General features: G+C 65.8%; 13 protein-coding genes. 6 read left to right on the forward strand and 7 right to left on the reverse strand.

Annotation, left to right across the window (positions count from 1 at the left end):
- Positions 1-3: 3 nt before the first annotated feature.
- From EUB48_RS14185 to EUB48_RS14200, 4 genes are all read right to left on the reverse strand, one after another.
- Complete coding sequence (locus EUB48_RS14185) at positions 4-990, reverse strand: NAD(P)H-quinone oxidoreductase (RefSeq protein WP_142819724.1); 987 nt, start codon at positions 988-990, stop codon at positions 4-6.
- 61 nt (positions 991-1051) lie between these two features.
- Positions 1052-3196 (reverse strand): polyribonucleotide nucleotidyltransferase, encoded by a 2145-nt coding sequence (pnp, locus tag EUB48_RS14190; protein WP_142819726.1) that lies wholly within the window; start codon positions 3194-3196, stop codon positions 1052-1054.
- A gap of 207 nt (positions 3197-3403) precedes the next feature.
- Positions 3404-3670 carry a 30S ribosomal protein S15 gene (gene rpsO, locus EUB48_RS14195; protein WP_142819727.1) on the reverse strand — a complete coding sequence of 89 codons (267 nt, stop codon included), beginning with the start codon at positions 3668-3670 and terminating at the stop codon, positions 3404-3406.
- Between the two features lie 84 nt (positions 3671-3754).
- Positions 3755-4927 (reverse strand): pyridoxal phosphate-dependent aminotransferase, encoded by a 1173-nt coding sequence (locus EUB48_RS14200; protein WP_142819729.1) that lies wholly within the window; start codon positions 4925-4927, stop codon positions 3755-3757.
- 128 nt (positions 4928-5055) lie between these two features.
- On the opposite strand from EUB48_RS14200, the gene EUB48_RS14205 reads away from it, so the two are divergent.
- The gene (locus EUB48_RS14205; RefSeq protein WP_142819731.1) at positions 5056-5325 is read left to right on the forward strand and encodes a hypothetical protein; all 270 of its coding nucleotides are present in this window, start codon (positions 5056-5058) and stop codon (positions 5323-5325) included.
- A 30-nt stretch (positions 5326-5355) separates the two neighbouring features.
- Here EUB48_RS14205 and EUB48_RS14210 read toward each other — a convergent pair whose 3' ends face one another.
- A complete protein-coding gene (locus EUB48_RS14210) occupies positions 5356-6639 on the reverse strand; it encodes a branched-chain amino acid ABC transporter substrate-binding protein (RefSeq protein ID WP_142819732.1) in 1284 nt (427 codons plus the stop codon).
- A gap of 95 nt (positions 6640-6734) precedes the next feature.
- Here EUB48_RS14210 and EUB48_RS14215 point away from each other — a divergent pair, with 95 nt between their 5' ends.
- A complete protein-coding gene (locus EUB48_RS14215; protein ID WP_142819733.1) occupies positions 6735-7106 on the forward strand; it encodes an Hsp20/alpha crystallin family protein in 372 nt (123 codons plus the stop codon).
- A 59-nt stretch (positions 7107-7165) separates the two neighbouring features.
- On the opposite strand, the gene tsaD is transcribed toward EUB48_RS14215, so the two are convergent.
- Complete coding sequence (tsaD, locus tag EUB48_RS14220; protein WP_142819735.1) at positions 7166-8218, reverse strand: tRNA (adenosine(37)-N6)-threonylcarbamoyltransferase complex transferase subunit TsaD; 1053 nt, start codon at positions 8216-8218, stop codon at positions 7166-7168.
- Positions 8219-8376: 158 nt separating this feature from the next.
- On the opposite strand from tsaD, the gene EUB48_RS14225 reads away from it, so the two are divergent.
- Positions 8377-8922: a Dps family protein gene (locus EUB48_RS14225; protein ID WP_142819737.1), complete on the forward strand. Its 546-nt coding sequence runs from the start codon at positions 8377-8379 to the stop codon at positions 8920-8922.
- A gap of 34 nt (positions 8923-8956) precedes the next feature.
- Here the strand turns inward: EUB48_RS14225 and EUB48_RS14230 are convergent, their stop codons facing one another.
- Positions 8957-10348, reverse strand: coding sequence for an MFS transporter (locus tag EUB48_RS14230; protein WP_142819739.1), 1392 nt, complete (start codon positions 10346-10348; stop codon positions 8957-8959).
- Between the two features lie 328 nt (positions 10349-10676).
- Here EUB48_RS14230 and nirB point away from each other — a divergent pair, with 328 nt between their 5' ends.
- The 3 genes from nirB to EUB48_RS14245 all read left to right on the forward strand — a co-directional run bounded on the left by nirB (position 10677) and on the right by EUB48_RS14245 (position 16382).
- Positions 10677-13109 carry a nitrite reductase large subunit NirB gene (nirB, locus tag EUB48_RS14235; protein ID WP_142819740.1) on the forward strand — a complete coding sequence of 811 codons (2433 nt, stop codon included), beginning with the start codon at positions 10677-10679 and terminating at the stop codon, positions 13107-13109.
- 73 nt (positions 13110-13182) lie between these two features.
- A complete protein-coding gene (gene nirD / locus EUB48_RS14240) occupies positions 13183-13569 on the forward strand; it encodes a nitrite reductase small subunit NirD (protein ID WP_142819742.1) in 387 nt (128 codons plus the stop codon).
- Complete coding sequence (locus tag EUB48_RS14245; protein ID WP_142819744.1) at positions 13566-16382, forward strand: nitrate reductase; 2817 nt, start codon at positions 13566-13568, stop codon at positions 16380-16382. Before nirD ends, EUB48_RS14245 begins: the two co-directional genes overlap by 4 nt.
- Positions 16383-16400: the final 18 nt, after the last annotated feature.

Here is a 16400-nt window from a genome sequence, read left to right on the forward strand (position 1 = left end):
CGATCACCATGTCAAAACAATCTTGCCCACATGCTGATTCGACTCCATCAGCGCATGCGCCTGGGCAGCCTGCGCGGCCGCGAAGGTGCTGTGGATCACCGGCTTGATGCGGCCGTCCTCGATCAGCGGCCAGACGTTCTTGCGCAAGGCCTGCGCAATCGCCGTCTTGAACGCCACGGGACGGGCGCGCAGCGTGGAGCCGGTCACCGTGAGGCGGCGGCGCAGCACCAGCCCGGCGTTGATCTCGCTCTTGACGCCGCCCTGCACCGCAATGATGACGAGACGGCCGTCCTCGGCCAGGCAGTCGATTTCGCGCGCCACGTAGCTGCCAGCGACCATATCGAGAATCACGTTCACGCCCAGGCCGCCCGTGAGCTTCTTGGCCTCTTCGGCGAAGTCGGACGTTTTGTAGTTGAGCGCATGGTCGGCGCCCAACGCCAGGCATGCCGCGCACTTGTCGTCGCTGCCGGCCGTGACGATCACCGTCGCGCCCAGCGCCTTGGCCATCTGGATGGCCGTGACGCCGATGCCGCTCGAGCCGCCCTGGATCAGCAGCGTTTCGCCGGGCTGCAGGCGGCCGCGGTCGAACACGTTGCTCCAGACGGTAAAAAACGTTTCGGGCAGCGAGGCGGCTTGCACATCGCTCAGCCCCTGGGGCACCGGCAGGCACTGGCCCACGGGCGCCACGCACAGCTCGGCGTAGCCACCGCCGGCCACCAGCGCACAGACGCGGTCACCGACCTTGAAACCGGCCTGCACCATCGCGCTCGCGTCGCCACTTTCGATCACGCCGGCCACTTCCAGCCCCGGAATATCCGAGGCGCCGGGCGGCACCGGGTAGTTGCCGGTGCGCTGCAGCACATCGGGCCGGTTCACGCCGGAGGCAGCCACGCGAATCAGCAATTCGCCGGTGCCAGCGACCGGTGCGGCGCGCTCGCCCGCACGCAGGACCTCAGGCGCGCCAAAGGCTGTGATTTCAATCGCTTTCATGATCTTTTAACCTCGTAGCCCCTGTTACAAGGGCGTTGCAAGCTATATTTTCAATAGCAAATCACGACTGGTTGGTGGCGCCCGAATGATCGGCGCCATAGGAGGGCTGCGCCGGGCGATCCAGCAGCGCCTTCATCGACAGCTTGATGCGGCCCTTCTCGTCGGTCTCCAGCACCTTGACCTTGACGATCTGGCCCTCGGTCAGGTAGTCCGAGACCTTCTCGACGCGCTCGTTGGCGATCTGGCTGATGTGCAGCAGGCCGTCCTTGCCCGGCAGCAGGTTGATCAGCGCGCCGAAGTCCAGGATCTTGGTGACCGGGCCTTCGTAGACCTTGCCGATCTCGACCTCGGCCGTGATCTGCTCGATGCGCTTCTTCGCCGCTTCGGCCTTTTCCGGGTCGGTCGAGGCGATCGTGATGGTGCCGTCTTCGTCGATGTTGATCTGGCAGCCGGTCTCTTCGGTCAGCGCACGGATCACGGAGCCGCCCTTTCCGATCACGTCGCGGATCTTCTCGGGGTTGATCTTCATCGTGAACAGACGCGGCGCGAAGCTGGAGACTTCGGCCTTGGCCTCGCCCATGGCTTCCTGCATCTTGCCCAGGATGTGCATGCGCGCTTCCTTGGCCTGCGCCAGCGCGACCTGCATGATTTCCTTGGTGATGCCCTGGATCTTGATGTCCATCTGCAGCGCCGTGATGCCGTTGGTGGTGCCGGCCACCTTGAAGTCCATGTCGCCCAGGTGATCTTCGTCACCCAGGATGTCGGTCAACACGGCAAAGCGGCTGCCGTCCTTGATCAGGCCCATGGCGATGCCGGCCACGTGCGCCTTCATCGGCACGCCGGCATCCATCAGCGACAGGCAGCCGCCGCAGACGGAGGCCATCGACGAGGAGCCGTTGGACTCGGTCACCTCGCTCACCACGCGCATGGTGTAGGGGAATTCGTCCTTGCTCGGCAGCACCGCCACCAGGGCGCGCTTGGCGAGTCGGCCATGGCCGATTTCGCGACGCTTGGGGCTGCCGACGCGGCCGGTCTCGCCGGTGGCGAACGGAGGCATGTTGTAGTGCAGCATGAAGCGGTCTTCGTAGTCGCCGGACAGCGCGTCGATGCGCTGCGCATCGCGCTCGGTGCCCAGGGTCGTGACCACCAGCGCCTGGGTTTCGCCACGCGTGAACAGCGCCGAGCCGTGGGTGCGCGGCAGCACGCTGTTGCGGATTTCGATCGGGCGCACGGTGCGCGTGTCGCGCCCGTCGATGCGCGGCTCGCCGGCCAGAATCTGGCTGCGCACGATGCGCGCTTCGATGTCGAACAGCAGGCCTTCCACGGCCACCGGGTCGAACTCCACGCCCTCGGCTTTCAGACCCTTCATCACCCAGGTGTAGGTCTCGCGCGTGGCATGGGTGCGCGCCTGCTTGTTGCGAATCTGGTAGGCCGCAGCCAGCTTTTCTTCGGCCAATGCAGCCACTTTGGCGATCAGCACTTCGTCCTTGGCCGGAGCCCTCCAGTCCCATACCGGCTTGCCGGCGTCGCGCACCAGCTCATGGATCGCATTGATGGCGATGCGGCTCTGCTCGTGGCCGAACACCACGGCACCGAGCATGATTTCTTCGGACAATTGCTTGGCTTCGGATTCGACCATCAGCACGGCGGCTTCGGTACCGGCCACCACCAGGTCCATGCTGGAGTCCTTGCGCGCGGTCTGGCCCGGGTTGAGCACGTATTCGCCGTTGATGTAACCCACGCGGGCCGCACCGATCGGGCCGCTGAACGGAATGCCGCTGACGCACAAAGCCGCGCTGGTCGCGATCATGGCTGCAATGTCGGCGTCCACTTCGGGGTTCAGCGACAGGGTGTGGATCACCACGTGCACTTCGTTGAAATAGCCTTCGGGAAACAGCGGACGGATGGGGCGGTCGATCAGGCGGCTGGTCAGGGTTTCAAACTCGCTGGGGCGGCCTTCGCGCTTGAAGAAGCTGCCGGGAATCTTGCCCGCGGCATAGGTTTTTTCAAGGTAATCGACGGTCAGCGGGAAGAAGTCCTGGCCGGTTTTGCCTTCGGTCTTGCCGACCACGGTGGCCAGCACCACGGTGCCGTCGATATCGAGCAGCACGGCGCCGCTGGCCTGGCGCGCGATTTCGCCGGTTTCCATGGTGACGGTGTTGGCACCCCACTGGAAGGTCTTGGTGACTTTGTTGAAGATGGTCATGAGGATGGCTCCTGAAGAATCCGGCGCATGAGGCTGCGCCAATGGCCCGGAGTCTGGCAGTCAGAACACGATGCCATTCCAGAAAAAATCACGCAAAACTCCTGATTTCTTCTGGAATGACACAGCGCGCATTCGTATTGCCCGGCTCCGAAGTAAAAAACGCCTGAGCTAGTGAACTAACTCAGGCGCTTGCATTCGATGGACCGCTTATTTGCGCAGACCGAGTTTGGCGATCAGCGCGACGTAACGATCGTGGTCTTTGGAATTCAGATAGTCGAGCAGCTTGCGCCGACGGCTCACCATGCGCAGCAGGCCACGGCGACCATGGTGGTCCTTGGCGTGGGTCTTGAAGTGGGGGGTGAGCTCGTTGATGCGGGCGGTGAGCAGGGCCACTTGCACTTCGGGACTGCCCGTGTCGGTGGCGCTGCGCGCGTTGGCCTTGACGACTTCGGCCTTGATACTGGATGCGATCATTTCAATTTTCCTGTGAATGTTTGACTTGCGTTGGTAGCTGGAACTGCAGCCAACGTGCGCCTTGCACTGTGCAAAGCCCGTCAATTATAACCTGAGCCAGGTTTTAAGCCGGTCCACACCCTGCTCCAGCCGCCGCAGGTCTTTCGAGGCAAAGCACCAGCGCAGCCAGCCCTGGGCTTCGGGCGCAAAGGCATTGCCGGGCGCCAGCCCCAGCCCGGCCTCGGTCACCAGGCGCTTGGCGGTGACCAGGGAGTCGCCATGGCCTTCCAGGCTGAAGAACGCGTACATCCCGCCCCGGGCCGACGCCACCTGCACGCCGGGCACGGCCTGCAGCAACGGCACCAGGGTGTCGCGGCAGGCCTTGAGATGGGCCACCACGCGCGGCGTGACCTCCGCCGTGCGCTCAAGCGCCACCACGCCCGCGCGCTGGGTGAAGACGCTGGCGCACGAGGTGTTGAACTCGATCAGCTTGCCCATGTGGTGCGTCATCGCGGGCGGCATCACCAGCCAGCCCAGACGCCAGCCGGTCATGAGGAAACTCTTGGAAAAGCTGTGCACCACGACCAGCCGGTCCTCGGGCGTGGTCACGTCCAGAAAACTCGGCGCGCTGCCGTTCGCGGTGTCGCCCGCGTAGTACAGGCGCTCGTACACCTCATCGGCCAGGATCCAGGTGCCGGTGCGCCGGCAGTGCTCGACGATGGCCTGCTGTTCGGCACGCGTCAGCGTCCAGCCGGTCGGGTTGTTCGGTGCGTTGAGGATCAGCAGTTTGGTGGCCGGCGTGATGGCGGCCAGCAGCGCGTCCAGGTCCAGCGACCAGGCGCCCTGCTGCGTGCCGCTGCGCATGGGCTGCAGCGGCACGCAGCGCAGCTTCGCCCCCAGGATCACGGGCTGCGCCGTGAGATTGGGCCAGACCGGCGTGAGCGCCACCACCTCGTCGCCCGCGTCGATCAGCGCCTGCATCGCCAGCATCAGCGCATTCACGCCGCCCGAGGTGATCGCGATACGCTCTGCCGCGACCTTGCCGTGCAGCGTGCTCATGTAGCCGGCGACCGCCTCGCGCAACTCGGGCAGGCCCAGGTTGTGCGCATAAAAGGTCTCGCCGCGCTCCAGCGAGTCGATGGCCGCCTGCCGGATGAAATCGGGCGTGACCTCGTCACTCTCGCCAAACCAGAAGGCCAGCACGTCGCTGCGGCCCATGCCGGCATTGGCGACTTCACGGATTTTGGATTCTTCGAGGTTCTGGATGGCTTGACGCATGATCGGGCGGACAGAGGTTCAAGGGCAACGGAGCGTCTATTGTCGCCGACACGCCCGCAGCAGCTCGGGCGATGGTGCTGCCGCTATGATGGTTTTACCGGCAGCATCCATGCCGGCAGGGAGATTGCATGTATTTCAGGATTCCACAGGTTTATCGTCCCGGCAACGCCATTGCCGTGCTGTGCGCTGCCGCACTGCTGTGTCTGGGCGCCAACGCCACTGAGGCCAAGGTCAAAAAAAGCGGCGCGCAGACCACGCATGCGTCCAAGGCCAAAAAGGCCGGGCGCATCAGGTTTGAAAAAGGTTCCGGCGAGACCCGCGCCGAGCGCGACCGGCGCCTGCAGCGCGAGTGCAAGGGCATGCCCAACGCAGGCGCCTGCCTGGGATACGGCTCGTAGTCAGGACGGGCGGGCCATGCGGCGCCCGTATCAGGAGGGACGTGCCATGCGGCACGTCGTGGGCTGCTCGGCCTGCGCGGCGCTGATTTGCCGGATCACGCGAAAGCCGTAGCCCGAGCCTTCGACGTCGAACTTCACGCCGGGCGTGCCCTGGCGCTCCATCACGCCCACCACCAGCGGCTGCTGGAACTGGTGATCAAGCGCGCGCATCGCCCCGGTTTGTCCCCCCAAACTGACGCGAGCCCGCTCCAGCTGGTTCGCAACCGCGACTGGATGGGTAGTGCCCGCCTTTTCGATCGCCTGCGCCAGCGCCTGCATCATGAGCTGCATGCGCATTTGCACATAGTCGTCCGCCGGTTTCGGGAAGCGCTGGCGGAACGCCTGGTAGAACGCTTCGCTGGAGCTACCCTGCACGTTGGGCAGCCAGTCCGCCACGGCGACGACCTTGCCCACGCCCGCCTCGCCAATCGCGGCCGGTGCGCCCAGCGCATTGCCGTAAAAAGTGTAGAACTTGCCGTCGAAACCCACCTCTTTGGCGGCCTTGACCAGCAAGGTCAGGTCGTTGCCCCAGTTGCCGGTGATGACGGCCTGTGCGCCGCTGGACTTGATCTTGGTGAGGTACGGCATGAAGTCCTTGATGCGGCCCATCGGGTGCAGCTCATCGCCCACGATCTGCACATCGGGGCGCTGCACACCCAACTGGCGCCGGGCCTCGCGCAACACGGCCTGGCCAAAGCTGTAGTCCTGGCCGATCAGGTACACGCGCCTGAGGGACTTGTCGTCCTTGATCACCTGCATCAACGCGGCCATGCGCATGTCGGCGTGGGCATCGAAGCGAAAGTGCCAGAAGCTGCACTTCTCGTTGGTCAGGATCGGGTCGACCGCCGAGTAGTTGAGAAAGATGACCTGCTTGTCGGGCTCGCGCTCGTTGTTCTTGTTGATCGCGTCGATCAGCGCCGCGGCAACGGCCGACGAGTTGCCCTGCATCACAATCTGCGCGCCGTCGTCGATGGCCGAGCGCAGGGCCGACAGCGCCTCTTCGTTCTGGCCCTTGTTGTCGTAGCGATCGAGCTGCAGCGGCCGGTGGCCACCCGCGGCTTCGGGCAGCTTCACACCCCCGCGTGCGTTGACGCGTTCCACCGCCCACAGCAGGTTGCGGTACACGGCCTCGCCGGCATTCGCAAACGGGCCGCTCAGGCCCTCGATCAACGCGATCTTGATGGGGCCGCCTTGCGGCGCTTGCGCAAAGGCTGCAGCCGGCGCACATAGCGCCGCGGTGAGGGAATTCAAGAGTCGGCGACGCGAAATATTCATGGGGAAATTTGCCTTGAAAACAAACGCATCGCACCTAGATTCGATGCATGCGGCAATCGATGTTGAAAGCCGCGCAGTTTACTAGGAGTCCCTCCATGTTCTTTACCCCTGTAGCCCCCGCAGTTTTGCGCCGCACCGCCTATGCCCCGTCGCTGGAGCGCTTTCTCGACGACACGCTGCTCACCGCCCGTCAAAAGGGTTATTCGATTGAGCAGGACGACAAGACCGTCACCATGAGCTTCGATATGCCCGGCGTTGCCAAGGAGCAGTTGTCCATCGGCATCGAAGGCAGCGTCGTGCGCATCGGGAGCCTGGAAGGCGCGCCGCGCCGCTACAAGGCCGCGTACGAGTTGCCGCAGGACATCGACGTCGCCGCCAGCGATGCCAAACTGGAAAACGGCGTGCTCACGCTGAAGCTGACGAAGAAGGTGCCGGTGAGCAACGTCACACAGCTTGCCATCAACTGAGCTGCTACCAATTAAATAGCTGCCAGTGCCCTGTGTATAAGGGGCTGGCGGTTGTTTTCTCATAGACTCCGGCTCAGGGAGTTCAGCGGCCAGCGCGGTTTTACGTCGAACGCGTAAACCTCGCTGGCCGTTTGCTGACCGGCTTGCAGGCGCATCGCGGCCGCCAGCGCAATCATGGCGCCGTTGTCGGTGCACAAATGGAGTTCGGGGTAGTGCACGCGCACGCCCACAGCAAAGCACGCCGCATCGAGCTGCAGCCGCAAACTGCGGTTGGCTCCTACGCCGCCCGCCACCACCAGCCGCTTCAAGCCCGTCTGGCGCAGCGCCGCCAGTGACTTCTTCACCAGCACCTCCACGATCGCGGCTTGCGTAGATGCGGCCAGATCGGCCTTGCGCGCTTCGAGTTGATCGCCCAGCTTTTTGGCCTGCACCAGCACCGCCGTCTTGAGTCCGGCAAACGAAAAATCCAGATTGCCGCTGTGCAATAACGGGCGCGGCAATTTGAAAGCGGCCGCGTCGCCGTGCTCGGCCAGTTTTGACAGCGCAGGGCCACCGGGATAGCCCAGGCCCATCAGCTTGGCCGATTTGTCGAAGGCCTCGCCCGCCGCGTCGTCGATCGACTCGCCCAGGAGCTCATAGTGCCCGACGCCATCGACCCGCATCAGCTGCGTATGGCCGCCCGACACCAGCAGCGCCACGAACGGAAACTGCGGCGGATCAAGACTCAGGAACGGCGACAGCAAATGCCCCTCCAGGTGATGCACGCCCAGCACCGGTTTGCCGAGCGCCGCGCCGAGCGCGCAGGCCACGCCCGCACCGACCAGCAGCGCGCCGGCCAGCCCGGGACCGCGCGTGTAGGCCACCACATCGACCTCCGTGAGCGCGCGGCCGGCTTCACCCAGCACTTTTTGCGTGAGCGGCAGCACGCGGCGGATATGGTCGCGGCTCGCGAGCTCTGGCACCACGCCGCCGTAGGCCTGGTGCATCTCGATCTGGCTGTGCAGCGCATGCGCGCACAACACGGGCACGCCTGGGCCGCGCGTCTCGACCAGGGCCACGCCGGTCTCGTCGCACGAGGATTCGATACCCAGCACCAACAGATTTTCGGTCATGGCACCGAGTTTAGGGGCAAGCGCCCTGCCCACCGGGTGTGCACTGGGTTTCTGCGCGAGCGCAATCCCTGCGACACTGCACAGCGACACAAAATGGGAGTATGTTGATGCTCCGCGCCACAGGTTGGCGCGGCTCATTGACTGAAAAGGAAATCTCCATGAAGAAAAATTCAGCAAGCAAGACCGAGGCCCTCAAGACCCGGCAGAAGGCGCCGCTGGCCACGCCCAGCGACCTCAGGGCCGCCGCGACCCGGGACATCACCGGCGCCATGAATGCCATCCTCGCGGACGTGTACGCGATCTACCTCAAGACCAAGAATTTCCACTGGCACATGAGCGGGCCGCACTTCCGCGACTACCACCTGCTGCTGGACGAACAGGGTGACCAGCTTTTCGCCATGACCGACCCGATCGCCGAGCGCGTGCGCAAGGTGGGTGGCACCACGCTGCGCTCCATCGGCCACATCGCGCGCACCCAGCGCGTGCTGGACAACGATGCCGACTACGTCGAGCCGCAGGACATGCTGGCCGAGCTGCGCGAGGACAACAAGACGCTGGCCGCGAGCCTGCGCGAGGCCCATGGCGTGTGCGAGGAGCACAGCGACATCGCCACCGCCAGCCTGATCGAAGTCTGGATCGACGAGACCGAGCGACGCACCTGGTTCCTGTTCGAAGCCAGCCGCCAGGGCTCCGGCCCGGCTTGAGCTAGCGCCACCACGCTCTACGCGGTTGCCGGATTTACTTTATTGCGGTCGCCATCCCCATGGCGGGCGGCCGCGCACCCTGTGCATGCTCGGGCATCGCCCAGGCGAGCCACTTCTGGCGCAGGGCGGCGACCAGCACGAAGGCGAGCGCCGCGATGGCGCCGAAGGTGACAAACCCCATCTGGTAGCTGCCGGTGCTCTGCTTGGCGATGCCCATCACGACGGGCAGGTAAAAGCCCCCGATGCCACCGGCCGCGCCAATGATCCCCGTCATCACGCCCGTCTTGCCCTGCCAGCGGTGCGGCACCAGCTGGAAGGTCGCGCCGTTGCCCAGCCCGAAGCAGGTGTACAGACCGAGCAGCAGCACCACGCCGCCGGCCAGCGGGGGCATGGTGGCCGCGAAGGTGAAGTCGAGCACCGAGATGCCCGCCAGCAGGAAGAGCAACGCCCGCACGCCCGTCACCCGGTCGGCGATCAGGCCGCCGAAGGGGCGCAGAACAGCGCCGGTGAAGGCCATCAGCGCCATCAGCAGGCCCGCATTGATCTTGGACATTTGATACAGGCTGGTGAGCAGCAGCGAGACGTAGGACGACATGCCGACAAAGCCGCCGAAGGTGATGCTGTAGACCAGCATGATCACCCAGGTGTCGCGCTCGGCCAGCACGGCGCGGTAACGTTGGGGCAGTACCGCGACGGCCATGAGGGCGCCAAAGAAAGGCAGCAACAACAGCCCGGCCTCGCCGCCACCGAGAGCCCCCGCATGCACCAGCAGGACCATGCCGATCAGCCCGAACAGGGTTAGCGCAAAGGCGCCAAACGCCGGCAGGGGGCTGCCGGTCTTGGGGCTGCGGTCCTTCGCCCAGAAGAAAATCGCGACTGAAGTCAACGCCAGCAAGGGCAAGGCTGCAGCCGTCGCCTTTTGCCACCCGAACGCACCGGCCAGCGTCGGGAACATGAAGCCGTCGAGTACGGCGCCGATGTTGCCCGCGGCCGCGAGCCCCAGCACCAGGCCCTGCACCCGGGGCGGGTAGTTGCTGCCGGCCATCGGCAATGCAACGGCGAAGCTGGCGCCGCCCATGCCCAGAAACACCCCGAGGACCAGCAGCGTCAGGTACGAGGGTGCGCCCGGCGTCAAGAGCAGGACAAAGGCTGGGATGGCGGACAGCAGAACGCCCATCTGCGCGATTTTTCGGCCATCCACCGACTGAAACAGGTTCCCCAAAGTAACCCGGAGAATCGCGGCCGCGAGCACGGGCACCGCCACCAGAAAACCCTGCTCCGCCGGAGACATCGCGATGTCCCGGCTGATGAAGGGCGCCAGGGGGCCCAGCATGACCCAGACCGTGAACCCCGAGTCGAAATAGAGAAAGCAGGCCAGCAACGCCCGCCAGTCGCCGCTCTTGAGTGAAGCAATGACATTCTTCATGGATAGTCCTCTGCGAATAAAAAACTGCGCATCACGAGTGCCGCTTCTGAACGCCCCGTCCCAGGCGCAGCATCACATCGAGATCGAATGCTTGAACGAGGTGTGAGCAAGATGTGCGCCAGCGCCTTCGAGATCGCCCGAAGCCGCTCATAGGGCAAGCCGATGCCGCGTTGCAAGCGCATGCACCACGGGCAGGCACGTTTTCGATCCAGATTGGTGCAATGCAACAAACAGGAGCGCAGTCAGCGTGGCGGGCCCGCACCCGCCATAGCGCAGCGAACTGGCATGGGACTTGCGGATGTAGCCCAACTCGTTACGGAGACACAGTATGAAAAAGTCCAGGCTGGTGATGGTGGGCAACGGCATGGCCGGGATTCGCACCATCGAGGAATTGCTCAAGATCGCACCCGAGCTCTACGACATCACGGTGTTCGGGGCCGAGCCGCACCCCAACTACAACCGCATCCTGCTGTCGCCGGTGCTCGCGGGCGAGCAGACGCTCGACGAGATCGTGCTCAACGCCTGGGACTGGTACCGGGACAACCACATCACGCTGCACGCCGGCAAAAAGGTCGTGGAGGTGGACCGCGTGCACCGCATCGTGCGCGCCCAGGACGGCACCGAGGAGCCGTACGACCGCCTGCTGATGTGCACCGGCTCGAATCCGTTCATCCTGCCGGTGCCGGGCAAGGAACTGGAAGGCGTGATCGCCTACCGCGACATCGCCGACACCAACGCGATGATCGAGGCCTCGCAGAAATACAGGCGCGCCGTCGTCATCGGCGGCGGCCTGCTGGGACTGGAAGCGGCCAACGGCCTGATGCTGCGCGGCATGGACGTGACCGTGGTGCATGTGATGCCCTGGCTGATGGAGCGCCAGCTCGACGATGTGGCGGGCAAGCTGCTGCAAAAATCGCTGGAAGACCGTGGGCTCAAGTTCATGATCGGCGCGCAGACCGAAGCGCTGATTCCCGACCGGGATGGAAGGGTCATGGCGATCCGGTTCAAGAATGGCACCGAGCTGCCGACCGACCTCGTGGTCATGGCGGTCGGTATCAGACCGAACACCGAGCTGGCCGAAGCCATGCGCCTGCACTGCAATCGCGGCATCGTGGTCAATGACACGCTACAGACCGTGACCGACGCGCGCATTTACGCCGTGGGCGAATGTGCGGCGCACCGCGGCATCGCCTACGGCCTGGTGGCGCCGCTGTTCGAGCAGGCCAAGGTGGCGGCGAATCACCTTGCGCAGTTCGGCATCGGCCGCTACACCGGCTCGCTGACCTCGACCAAGCTCAAGGTCACGGGCATCGACCTGTTCTCGGCTGGCGAATTCATGGGCGGCGAAGGGACCGAAGAGCTGGTGATGAGCGACCCGTTCGGCGGGGTCTACAAGAAGCTGGTGATCAAGGACGACAGGCTGGTTGGCGCCTGCCTGTACGGCGACACGGTGGACGGCAGCTGGTACTTCAAGCTCTTGCGCGACGGCCGCAGCGTGCACGACATCCGCGACAAGCTGATGTTCGGCGAATCCAACATCGGCGACAGCGGCCACGAGGGCCACAGCAAGGCCGCAGGCATGCCGGACGACGCCGAGGTCTGCGGCTGCAACGGCGTCACCAAGGGCACCATCTGCAAGGCGATCAAGGACAAGGGCCTGTTCACGCTCGATGAAGTGCGCCGGCACACCAAGGCCAGCGCGAGCTGCGGCTCGTGCACCGGGCTGGTCGAGCAGCTATTGATGGCCACGGCCGGCGGCGACTACTCGGCCCTGCCTGCGAAAAAAGCCCTGTGCGGCTGCACCGAGCACAGCCACCAGGAGGTGCGCGAGGCCATCAAGGCGCACAAGCTGCTGGCCATTGCCGACGTGTTCCACTTCATGGAGTGGCGCACGCCGAATGGCTGCTCAATGTGCCGCCCGGCCGTCAACTACTACCTGCTCTCGACCTGGCCCAAGCAGGCCAGGGACGACCCGCAAAGCCGCTACATCAACGAGCGCAGCCACGCCAACATCCAGAAGGACGGCACCTACAGCGTGATTCCGCGCATGTGGGGCGGCGAGACCACGGCCAGCGAGCTGCGCCGCATCGCCGACGCGGTGGACAAATACAAGATCCCGACCGTCAAGGTCACGGGCGGCCAGCGCATCGACCTGCTGGGGGTGAAGAAGGAAGACCTGCAAAACGTCTGGAAGGACATCGGCATGCCTTCCGGCCACGCCTACGCCAAGGCGCTGCGCACGGTCAAGACCTGCGTCGGGTCGGAGTGGTGCCGCTTCGGCACGCAGGACAGCACGCAGATGGGCAAGGACCTGGAGCGCGCGCTGTGGCGCATGTACGCGCCGCACAAGGTCAAGCTGGCGGTGAGCGGCTGCCCGCGCAACTGCGCCGAGTCGGGCATCAAGGACGTGGGCGTGATCGGCGTCGATTCGGGCTGGGAAATCCACGTGGGCGGCAACGGCGGCATCAAGACCGAGGTGGCGCAATTCCTCGTGAAGGTGAAGACGTCGGGGGAGGTACTGGAGTATGCCGGCGGCTTCCTGCAGCTGTACCGTGAGGAAGGCTGGTACCTGGAGCGCACCGTGCACTACATCCAGCGCGTCGGCCTCGACTACGTGAAGAAGCGGATCCTGGACGACGCCGAGGGCCGCAAGGCGCTGTGGGAGCGCCTGCAGTTCAGCGTGGATGGCGAGCCCGATCCGTGGTTCGAGACGGACAAGGCGGGCGTGGACACGCGGCAGTTCGAGCCGCTCACGGCCTGACCACCCTATATTGAATGAAAACCGCTGCCAGCCCTTGTCCACAGGGCGCAATCAGCTACAAAAGGGATAGCACATGAACGACTGGAAAGCCATTTGCCGCGTTGAAGACATCCCCGTGCTAGGCGCACGCCGGGTGGCGCGCCCCAAGGGCGTGGCCGTCGCCGTGTTCCGCAACGACCAGGACCAGGTGTTCGCGCTGCTCGACCGCTGCCCGCACCGGGGCGGCCCGCTCTCGCAGGGCATCGTGTTCGGCACCAGCGTGGCCTGCCCGCTGCACAACCGGGTGATCGGGCTGGACGACGGCTGCGCCAAGGCGCCCGACGAGGGCTGCACGCCGCGCTTTGCCGTCAAGGTTGAGGCCGGCACCGTGTATCTGGATGCCGGTGAACTCGCCAGCCACGCCACCGACCTGCCCCAACCCGTTGCCGGACCGGCTTTGAAGGCAGCCGCCACCGCATGACGCATGAAACGCGTTCGACCTGCCCTTACTGCGGTGTAGGGTGCGGCGTGATCATCGAGTCGCAGGGCGATCAGGTCACCGGCGTGCGCGGCGACCCCGGGCATCCGGCCAACTTCGGCCGGCTGTGCAGCAAGGGCGCCACGCTGCACCTGACGGCCAGCGCGGCCGTGACCCGGCAGACCCGGCTGATGCAGCCAATGCAGCGCCTGCGCCGGCACGAGGCGCCCGTGCCCCTGGCGTGGGACGCCGCCCTTGGCCTGGCCAGCCAGACCTTCGCGCGCATCACCCGCGAGCACGGGCCCGATGCCGTGGGCTTTTACCTCTCGGGCCAGTTGCTGACCGAGGACTACTACGTCTTCAACAAGCTGTCCAAGGGCCTGATCGGCACCAACAACGTGGACACCAACTCGCGCCTGTGCATGAGCAGCGCGGTGGCGGGCTACAAGCAGACGCTCGGGATGGACGCACCGCCCGCCTGCTACGACGACGTGAGCCACGCGCAGCGCCTTTTCATTGTCGGCAGCAACACGGCCTGGGCGCACCCGGTCCTGTTTCGCCGCATCGAGGACGCGAAGGCCGCCAACCCGGCCTTGAAAATCATCGTGGTCGACCCGCGCCGCACCGACACCGCGGCGATCGCCGACCTGTATTTGCCGATCCAGCCCGGCACCGACGTCATGCTGTTCAACGGCATGCTGCACATCATGCTGTGGGAAGGCTGGATCGATGCCGCCTGGATTGCGGCCCACACCAGCGGCTTCGATGCGCTCAAGGCCACGCTGCGCGACTGCACGCCGGCCCTCGTGGCGCAGGTCTGCGGCATCACCAAAGAAGACCTGTATGTCGCGGCGCAGCTGTTCGCCGGCGCTTCGGCGGGCGATGCGGGGCGTCGCGCACCCACGCTCAGCCTGTACTGCCAGGGCCTGAACCAGTCGAGCAGCGGCACCGCCAAGAACGCGGCGCTGATCAATTTGCACCTGGCCACCGGCCAGATCGGGCGACCCGGTGCCGGCCCGTTCTCGCTGACCGGCCAGCCCAATGCCATGGGCGGGCGCGAGGTCGGCGGCATGGCCAACCTGCTGTCGGCGCACCGCGACCTGGCGAATCCGCAGCACCGCGCCGAAGTGGCCGCGCTGTGGGGCGTGCCCTCGGTGCCCGACCAGCCCGGCAAGACGGCGGTCGAGATGTTCCAGGCGGCGGCCGACGGCGAAATCCGCGCGCTGTGGATTGCCTGCACCAACCCGGCCCAGTCCATGCCCGACCAGGCATTGGTGCGCCGAGCACTGGAACGCTGCGAGTTCGTGGTGGTGCAGGAAGCCTTTGCCACCACCGCCACCTGCGATTACGCCGACCTGCTGCTGCCCGCCACGACCTGGAGTGAAAAGGAAGGCACGGTCACCAACAGCGAGCGGCGCATCAGCCGGGTGCGGGCGGCGGTTCCACCGCCCGGGAGTGCGCAAAACGGTCCACGCCACGACTGGGCTATTGCCGTGGATTTTGCGCGGCGACTGGAGCCGTTGCTGCCTGTTCGTGCCGAAACGGGCCTGTTCCCCTACGACACGCCCGAAGCCATCTGGAACGAGCACCGCGAATCCACGCGCGGCCGCGACCTCGACATCACGGGCCTGAGCTACGCCCGGCTCGACGACGCAGGCCCGCAGCAGTGGCCGCTGCCGGAGGGCGAGACGGTCGGCAAGGCGCGCCTGTACGAAGACGGCGTCTTCCCCACGCCCGACGGCCGCGCGCGCTTTGCCGCTACCACCTACCGGCCCGTGGCCGAGCCGCGCGAGTCGCGCTACCCGTTCAGCCTGTCCACCGGGCGCCTGCGCGACCAGTGGCACGGCATGAGCCGCACCGGCACGCTGGGCCGGCTGTTCGGCCATGTGGCCGAGCCGGCCGTGCAGTTGCACCCGCAGGACATGGCGCGCCGCGGCCTCCAGGAGGGCGACCTGGTCCACGTCACCAGCCGGCGCGGCTCGATCGTGCTGCCGGTGCAGGGCGCCAGCGAAATGGGGTTGAGCCAGGCCTTCATCGCCATGCACTGGGGCGGCGAGTTTCTCGGCGGCGTCAGCAGCATGGGCGTGCGGCTGGCCGGCGTGAATGCGCTGACCACCTCGGCCTTTTGCCCGAACTCGAAACAGCCCGAGCTCAAGCACGCGGCGGTGAAAATCCTGAAGGCCGAACTGCCGTGGTCGCTGCTCGGCGTGGCCTGGCTGCCGGACGAGCGGGCGCTGGCGGCGCGCGAGGAGCTCAAGCGTCTGATGGCGCTGTTTCCGTTTGCCAGCTGCGTGCCCTTCGGCCGCGAGCGCACCGGCCTGCTGTTTCGCGCCGCCAGTTACGAGGCGGCGCCCATTGAGGTCATCGCAAACATCGAGCGCCTGCTGGGCCTGGGCGGCTCCGACGTGCTTCGCTACGCCGACAGGAAAAAAGGCCAGCGCCGCGCGGCCCGGCTCGCGCGCATGGGCGATCAGGCACGGCTCACGGGCTTTGTGCTGGCCGGCGACATCAGCGCCGAGAGCTGGATCAAGACCCTGCTGCAGGACGAGCTGCCGGCGCAGGCGTACGGCCGCCTGCTGCTGGTGCCCGGCGCCAAGGCGCCCGTTGCGGTGCAATCGCGCGGCCAACAGGTGTGCACCTGCCTGAACGTGACGGACACGGCCATCCGCGCCCATCTGGCGGGTGCGGCGGGCCCGGAGGACAGCCGCCTGGCCTCGCTGCAGGCCAGGCTGCGATGCGGCACCCAGTGCGGCTCCTGCGTGCCGGAACTGCGCAAAATCATCCGGGCGACCCTGCCGTTGAAACAGGCCGCCTGAGACCGATGCGCCAGGCGC

The organism is Rhodoferax sediminis (assembly GCF_006970865.1).
In the GTDB taxonomy this organism is placed as follows: domain Bacteria; phylum Pseudomonadota; class Gammaproteobacteria; order Burkholderiales; family Burkholderiaceae_C; genus Rhodoferax_A; species Rhodoferax_A sediminis.

Bases quoted from the DNA above. Each gene is read 5' to 3' on its own strand.
- EUB48_RS14245 (WP_142819744.1), top strand. From the start codon at position 13,566: ATGACGCATGAAACGCGTTCGACCTGCCCTTACTGCGGTGTAGGGTGC.
- EUB48_RS14230 (WP_142819739.1), bottom strand. From the start codon at position 10,348: ATGAAGAATGTCATTGCTTCACTCAAGAGCGGCGACTGGCGGGCGTTG.
- tsaD (WP_142819735.1), bottom strand. From the start codon at position 8,218: ATGACCGAAAATCTGTTGGTGCTGGGTATCGAATCCTCGTGCGACGAG.
- EUB48_RS14185 (WP_142819724.1), bottom strand. From the start codon at position 990: ATGAAAGCGATTGAAATCACAGCCTTTGGCGCGCCTGAGGTCCTGCGT.
- nirB (WP_142819740.1), top strand. From the start codon at position 10,677: ATGAAAAAGTCCAGGCTGGTGATGGTGGGCAACGGCATGGCCGGGATT.
- nirD (WP_142819742.1), top strand. From the start codon at position 13,183: ATGAACGACTGGAAAGCCATTTGCCGCGTTGAAGACATCCCCGTGCTA.
- EUB48_RS14205 (WP_142819731.1), top strand. From the start codon at position 5,056: ATGTATTTCAGGATTCCACAGGTTTATCGTCCCGGCAACGCCATTGCC.
- EUB48_RS14200 (WP_142819729.1), bottom strand. From the start codon at position 4,927: ATGCGTCAAGCCATCCAGAACCTCGAAGAATCCAAAATCCGTGAAGTC.
- rpsO (WP_142819727.1), bottom strand. From the start codon at position 3,670: ATGATCGCATCCAGTATCAAGGCCGAAGTCGTCAAGGCCAACGCGCGC.
- EUB48_RS14225 (WP_142819737.1), top strand. From the start codon at position 8,377: ATGAAGAAAAATTCAGCAAGCAAGACCGAGGCCCTCAAGACCCGGCAG.
- EUB48_RS14215 (WP_142819733.1), top strand. From the start codon at position 6,735: ATGTTCTTTACCCCTGTAGCCCCCGCAGTTTTGCGCCGCACCGCCTAT.
- pnp (WP_142819726.1), bottom strand. From the start codon at position 3,196: ATGACCATCTTCAACAAAGTCACCAAGACCTTCCAGTGGGGTGCCAAC.
- EUB48_RS14210 (WP_142819732.1), bottom strand. From the start codon at position 6,639: ATGAATATTTCGCGTCGCCGACTCTTGAATTCCCTCACCGCGGCGCTA.